The 6,896-nt window shown below is 42.3% G+C and carries 4 protein-coding genes and 1 rRNA gene; 3 read left to right on the top strand and 2 right to left on the bottom strand.

All coding sequences use genetic code 11. The features are described 5' to 3' along the window. Positions 1–11: 11 nt before the first annotated feature. Positions 12–1,559 (bottom strand): 16S ribosomal RNA (locus KHA97_RS16095). Between the two features lie 267 nt (positions 1,560–1,826). Further along, a complete protein-coding gene (locus KHA97_RS16090) occupies positions 1,827–2,909 on the bottom strand; it encodes an HD-GYP domain-containing protein (protein WP_213125707.1) in 1,083 nt (360 codons plus the stop codon). Between the two features lie 341 nt (positions 2,910–3,250). On the opposite strand from KHA97_RS16090, the gene KHA97_RS16085 reads away from it, so the two are divergent. From KHA97_RS16085 to KHA97_RS16075, 3 genes are read left to right on the top strand one after another with little or no spacing between them, the layout of a single operon-like run. After that, positions 3,251–5,569, top strand: a complete 2,319-nt coding sequence (locus KHA97_RS16085) for a xanthine dehydrogenase family protein molybdopterin-binding subunit (RefSeq protein WP_213125706.1) — start codon at positions 3,251–3,253, stop codon at positions 5,567–5,569. A gap of 1 nt (position 5,570) precedes the next feature. Next, complete coding sequence (locus KHA97_RS16080; RefSeq protein WP_213125705.1) at positions 5,571–6,404, top strand: FAD binding domain-containing protein; 834 nt, start codon at positions 5,571–5,573, stop codon at positions 6,402–6,404. Continuing rightward, on the top strand, positions 6,404–6,877 hold the full coding sequence (locus tag KHA97_RS16075) for a (2Fe-2S)-binding protein (protein ID WP_213125704.1): 474 nt from the start codon (positions 6,404–6,406) through the stop codon (positions 6,875–6,877). Before KHA97_RS16080 ends, KHA97_RS16075 begins: the two co-directional genes overlap by 1 nt. Positions 6,878–6,896: the final 19 nt, after the last annotated feature.

The following is a 6,896-nucleotide window of genomic DNA, read 5'->3' as shown; positions in this document are numbered from 1 at the left end:
AGATTCCTTAGAAAGGAGGTGATCCAGCCGCACCTTCCGATACGGCTACCTTGTTACGACTTCACCCCAATCATCTGTCCCACCTTCGGCGGCTGGCTCCAAAAGGTTACCCCACCGACTTCGGGTGTTACAAACTCTCGTGGTGTGACGGGCGGTGTGTACAAGGCCCGGGAACGTATTCACCGCGGCATGCTGATCCGCGATTACTAGCGATTCCGGCTTCATGCAGGCGAGTTGCAGCCTGCAATCCGAACTGAGAATGGTTTTATGGGATTGGCTCGACCTCGCGGTTTTGCTGCCCTTTGTACCATCCATTGTAGCACGTGTGTAGCCCAGGTCATAAGGGGCATGATGATTTGACGTCATCCCCACCTTCCTCCGGTTTGTCACCGGCAGTCACCTTAGAGTGCCCAACTGAATGCTGGCAACTAAGGTCAAGGGTTGCGCTCGTTGCGGGACTTAACCCAACATCTCACGACACGAGCTGACGACAACCATGCACCACCTGTCACTCTGTCCCCCGAAGGGGAACGCCCTATCTCTAGGGGTGGCAGAGGATGTCAAGACCTGGTAAGGTTCTTCGCGTTGCTTCGAATTAAACCACATGCTCCACCGCTTGTGCGGGCCCCCGTCAATTCCTTTGAGTTTCAGCCTTGCGGCCGTACTCCCCAGGCGGAGTGCTTAATGCGTTAGCTGCAGCACTAAAGGGCGGAAACCCTCTAACACTTAGCACTCATCGTTTACGGCGTGGACTACCAGGGTATCTAATCCTGTTCGCTCCCCACGCTTTCGCGCCTCAGCGTCAGTTACAGACCAAAGAGCCGCCTTCGCCACTGGTGTTCCTCCACATCTCTACGCATTTCACCGCTACACGTGGAATTCCGCTCTTCTCTTCTGCACTCAAGTTTCCCAGTTTCCAATGACCGCTCACGGTTGAGCCGCGAGATTTCACATCAGACTTAAGAAACCGCCTGCGCGCGCTTTACGCCCAATAATTCCGGACAACGCTTGCCACCTACGTATTACCGCGGCTGCTGGCACGTAGTTAGCCGTGGCTTTCTGGTCAGGTACCGTCAAGGTACCGTTAGTTAGACGGTACTTGTTCTTCCCTGATAACAGAGTTTTACGATCCGAAAACCTTCTTCACTCACGCGGCGTTGCTCCGTCAGACTTTCGTCCATTGCGGAAGATTCCCTACTGCTGCCTCCCGTAGGAGTCTGGGCCGTGTCTCAGTCCCAGTGTGGCCGATCACCCTCTCAGGTCGGCTACGCATCGTCGCCTTGGTGAGCCGTTACCTCACCAACTAGCTAATGCGCCGCGGGCCCATCTGTAAGTGACAGCAGAACCGTCTTTCAACCTCTCCTCATGCGAGAAAAGAAGTTATCCGGTATTAGCTCCGGTTTCCCGAAGTTATCCCAGTCTTACAGGCAGGTTGCCCACGTGTTACTCACCCGTCCGCCGCTAACCTTTGGGAGTAAGCTCCCTCAGGTCCGCTCGACTTGCATGTATTAGGCACGCCGCCAGCGTTCGTCCTGAGCCAGGATCAAACTCTCATAAAAGTAGTTTGTTAGCTCATTGCTGGCAATGGTATAAAACCATTGTTTAAAATAAATAATTTAACGTTCGTTTCGTTCAGTTTTCAAAGATCAAACTCTCATTAGCTTTTTAAGCAACTTTTATATATTAACATCTTTATTTATTCATGTCAATATATTCTCGAAATATTTTTTTGTGCTCACAAGCACATTTACTAATATAACAACTTTCGACAAAGTATGCAAGAGTTTTTTTAGATATTTTTTAAATACATTAAATGCTAAATTAATCTAACTAATAATCGCATCAATATAAGTAGATCTATTTTTCTCCAGATCGATAATTTCACCGGTATCTAAGATCTTTACTAAAGGTCTTAACAAGGCATCTTGTTTTATAAAAATAATTTTTCCATACTGCCCATCAGAAAGTTTAACCGTGGTTCCAACTGGAAGAGAGGCAATTGCCGAGATTAAAATCTTTAAAATGGAGATATCTAATTTACCGAATTGGTCTTCCTCCATCACCTGTAATGTCTTAAAAGGTGACTGCATGCTTTTATACGGTCGTTCTGCTGTCATCGCATGATAAATGTCTGCAATGGCAACTATTTGCGAGTGCATGTGCACCCGATTTCCTACTTCTCCAAGCGGATATCCAGAACCATCTAATCGTTCATGATGCTGTAAGATGGCCAACTTTGTTTCCGATTTTAATAATGAAATATTTTTTATCATTTGATAACCATAAATTGGATGTTTCTTCATCTCATTCCAAGCTTGCTCGTTTAGGGATCTTTCATTCATAAACATAGATTCGTTTATTTTTGCCATACCACAATCTGCAAGGCAGCCTGCTAAAGCAATTTGTAAACATTGACCATTGTCAAAGCCTAATCCCTTCGCTACGAAGCTTGCAATCAAAGCAACAGCAATAGGATGATGATAAAAATACTCTTCCTTTTTTGAATAGCGATGAATGCGGCGCATCCAGTCTTTATTTTCCTGAGCTTTTTCAAAAAGTGGAATTAACAACGATCTTATATTGGAAATATTAATTCCTACTCCCGATTGCCAAGATAGAAATTCTTTTTTATACTGTTCAACTGCTTGTCCATAGTAGTCCAGAAAAGTACCAGAAGAGGAAATCTCTTTAGGAGAACTTCCTGAATCTTCAATTCCTGATTCTCTAAATAACTCGCCATTCGCAAGTTTATTTTCTATTTCAACTTCTTTTATAAGAAATAATTTTAATACTCCTAAATGATTTTCTTCTAATATCGTCTCGGCAGGTATGATAGGATTATTTGTTTTTCCCATTACATCCTTCTGTAAAATACATCCTGCAGTTAATCCATCTACTTTTACTTTCATAATCACACCTCCGGTAAAGCTGGTTTTCCTACTTATATTGTACCAAATTTTTGCTAAAGTGTGGCAATTTTTAGGCAAATACAAGACTTTTGATATACCTCAGCAAAATTAAAAAAATCCCATAAGGATTGATATCCAATATTTCTTTCCATACTCTCACCGTCCTATTTTCGATTGAGCCGTAACAAAGTTCTTTGCGGAAATTACTTTTTGGAACCATTCCATTCTCTACTTAAATCAATAAAGGATTTCTACAATGTTTTCGAATTCATGAATGTAACCTATCACCAGCATCATAAGATGAAATAGCATGCCCTAAAGTGGCTGGGGGTGAAAGTATCATGAGCATCATCGGGAAAAGTGTTTACCGGAAAGAGTCCTTAGATAAGGTAACCGGAAAAGCTAAATATACGAATGATTTTGAATCAAAAGAAATGCTATATGGGAAACTTGTGACAAGTCCATACGGTCATGCAAAAATTATACAAATAGATGACACGAAAACCCGCGCAATGAGAGGAATCCGCGCGATTATAACGGGTGGAAATTTCCCGCTCACTGGTGAAGAACTTCGTGACCGGCCGCCAATTGCCTACGATCGGGTACGTTATTTCGGGGAAGTGGTCGCGATTGTTGTAGCGGACACCATGCAATTAGCAGAAATGGGGGCAAATAATCTTGATATTACATACGAACCTCTACCAGTCGTGAATTCTCCAAGTGAAGCACTTCAGCCGGATGCTCCATTAATTCATGAAAATCTAGGAGAGTATAAAAAAACTGCTGGGGTATCTCCTGAACCTGGTACGAATATCGCTTCGAAAATAAAAATTCGTAAAGGAGATATTGAACAAGGATGGTTAGAAAGTAGCGTAACGGTGGAGGCAGCTTTTTCATTTCATCCATCCGACCATGCAGCTATGGAAACCCGCTGTTCATTTGCCCAAATTCATGAGGATGGGAGGGTAGAAATAACGTCCTCTTCACAGGCTCCCTTTATGATTAAAAAGCTAATCTCATTATATTTTGACATACCTACAGGGAATGTTGTCGTAAATACTCCTTTAGTCGGCGGAGCTTACGGCGGAAAGGCATCCACTCAATTAGAAATCCTAGCTTATATCGCAACGAAGGCCGTAGACGGCAAACTCGTTAAGATTGTAAATACGCGGGAAGATGATATGGTCACTTCTCCAGGACATATCGGGCTTACGGCAAAGGTCAAACTCGGGTGTACAAAAGAGGGATTTTTAAAGGTTGCTGAACTCATTTATTTATGGGATAGCGGTGCTTATTCGGATAAAGGGATTGATTTAGCGAGAGCTGGTGCAGTCGATTGCACAGGGCCGTATCATGTTGAGAATATTTATTGTGATTCATATTGTATGTATACGAATCATCCTTACCCAGCCCCTTTTAGAGGCTTCAGTCACTCAGAAGTTCATTTTGCTTTCGAAAGAACGATGGATATTTTAGCAAAAGAGTTGAACATTGACCCACTACAATTACGATATATCAATGCGATTAAACCAGGAGATACGTCACCTACCCAAGTTAAACTAAATTACAGTAATATCGGCAACTTACAAGAATGTCTTTCCAAGCTAAGAGAATTAATGGATTGGGATAACGGACAGATGATCACAGTCGATCAGCATAAAATAAGGGCTAAAGGGATTAGTTGTATTTGGAAAAACTCTACGATCGATTCTAATGCAAGTTCAGGTGTAATTTTAACTTTCAATCCTGATGGAAGTATCAATTTAATAACCGGTGTTGTAGAAATTGGAACTGGGACAAAGACAGTTTTGGCCCAGATTTTAGCTGAAAGAATGAAAATGCCGATTGAACAAATCTATGTTCAAATGCCAGTGAACACCCAAAGTACGCCGGAACATTGGAAAACAGTCGCAAGCAGGGGAACCTTTATGGCAGGAAGGGCTGTGTTAAAAGCCGCGGACGATATTATTTGTCAATTAAAAGAAAGGGCTGCTTGTGTTTTACGTGCACCAATCGAAGATCTGGAAGTGGGATTTGAAAAAGTATATATAAGAGATGATCCCTCGATCAATATTGCTGTTAAAGATATTGCTTACGGCTTTGTATTTCCAAATGGCAATGCGATTGGCGGACAAATCATCGGAAGCGGAACATATACTCTTAGGCATATTACATCCGTGAATAAAGAAACTGGTGCAGGAAGACCTGGGCCTGAATGGACGGTTGGAGCTCAAGGAGTAGAGATAGAAATTGACACGAGAACCTATCGTTATCAATTACTTAAAGCTTTTTCGGTCATTGATATCGGGAAAGTTTTAAATGAAGCAGGGGCTAGAGGACAAGTAATGGGAGCCATGAGCATGGGTTTGTCTTTCGCGGGAAGGGAAACATTTATCTTTGATGAATACGCCAGGGTTCTAAATCCCCAGTTAAGAACATATCGCCCGCTTCGTTATGGTGAACATCCAAAATACATCGTAGAGTTTGTAGAAACCCCTCAAATAGATGCTGCATATGGGGCGAGGGGAGTTGGGGAACATGGTCTTATCGGGATGCCAGCAGCACTTGGTAATGCTTTATCAGCAGGACTACAAATAAATCTCAATCATTTGCCTCTCATTCCCGAATTACTCTGGAGAACGAAAGTGGGGAATAAGTAATATGTTGCCTGCATATGTGAAGTATTATAAGCCAACAGGTATTTCCGAGGCAGTACAATTGTTTTCGGAATTAAAAATTGCCGATAAACAACCTATGTACTATTCGGGTGGGACAGAGATTTTAACACTTGGCAGATTAAACATAGATACGCCCCGCTCCATCATTGATATTAAAGGGATTCCGGAATGTGCATTGTTGGAAAAAACAACCGAATTTTTTATCATTGGTGCTTCCATTCCTCTGACAGCAATCGAGGAAGATGACTCTTTCCCATTATTAACGAATGTTTCTAGTGAAATTGCCGATCGAACGGCTAGAAATAAGATTACCATTGGCGGGAATATTTGCGGGAAAATTTTTTATCAAGAAGCGGTCTTGCCTTTTCTTTTGGCAGAAAGTTATATCCTCATTGCTAGTTTACAAGGTATAAAACAAGTGCCAATTAGCGCGATTTTTAATAATGGCTTACGGTTGGAGGAAGGTCAGCTGCTCGTAAATATACGAACGGAGTCTCGCTTTTTAAATCTCCCTTTTATTTCAAAAAAAATAAGAAAACAATGGGAAACCGGTTATCCCCTCATAACCGCCGCAGCTATGAAAGTGAATGGTCTTCTTCGGATGGCGTTCAGCGGGATTTGCCCATTCCCGTTTCGCTCGTTCGAAATGGAAAAAGAAATCAATAATGCTGCTCTACCATTTGAGAGCAGAATTGAAAATGCTCTGCAAATATTACCTGAACCCATCCTTGATGACATAGAAGGTTCAAGAGAGTATCGACTGTTTGTTTTAAGAAACTTATTGATGGATTTTTTGTTGGAATTGGAGGGGGTATAATGGCTAAAAATGGCTTCAAAACATTTGAGGTGGAACTTGAAGTAAACGAGGAAATGGTGGATGTTGAGGTACAGGCTGGCGAAACCCTTCTACATCTCCTTCGAAATAAGCTTTCTTTAACCGGGGCAAAGCCTGGATGCCTAAATGGTGATTGCGGAGCTTGTACCGTCATGATTGACAATCTCCCTTTTAAATCGTGTATTATGCTGGCTATTGAGGCGCCAGGTCATAAAATCACAACGATTGAAGGTTTGCGTGATACTCCAATACAACAAGCCTTTATCCGGCATTTCGCTTTTCAATGTGGCTATTGCACACCTGGCTTCATCATCAATTGTCATTCCTTACTTCTAAACCATTCAAATCCCACAGCGGAAATGATTAAAAGCTGGCTCGCATCCAACATATGCAGATGTACAAGTTATCAAGAAATAGAAGAAGCAATCTGGTCTACGATTAATAGGGGCAAGTGAATTTGATTATATAAAAAAG

It is taken from the genome of Lederbergia citri (genome assembly GCF_018343625.1).
GTDB lineage: Bacteria > Bacillota > Bacilli > Bacillales > Bacillaceae_C > Lederbergia > Lederbergia citri.
Note: the sequence above shows the minus strand (reverse complement) of the source record. Positions and strands in the feature narration are given on the sequence as shown.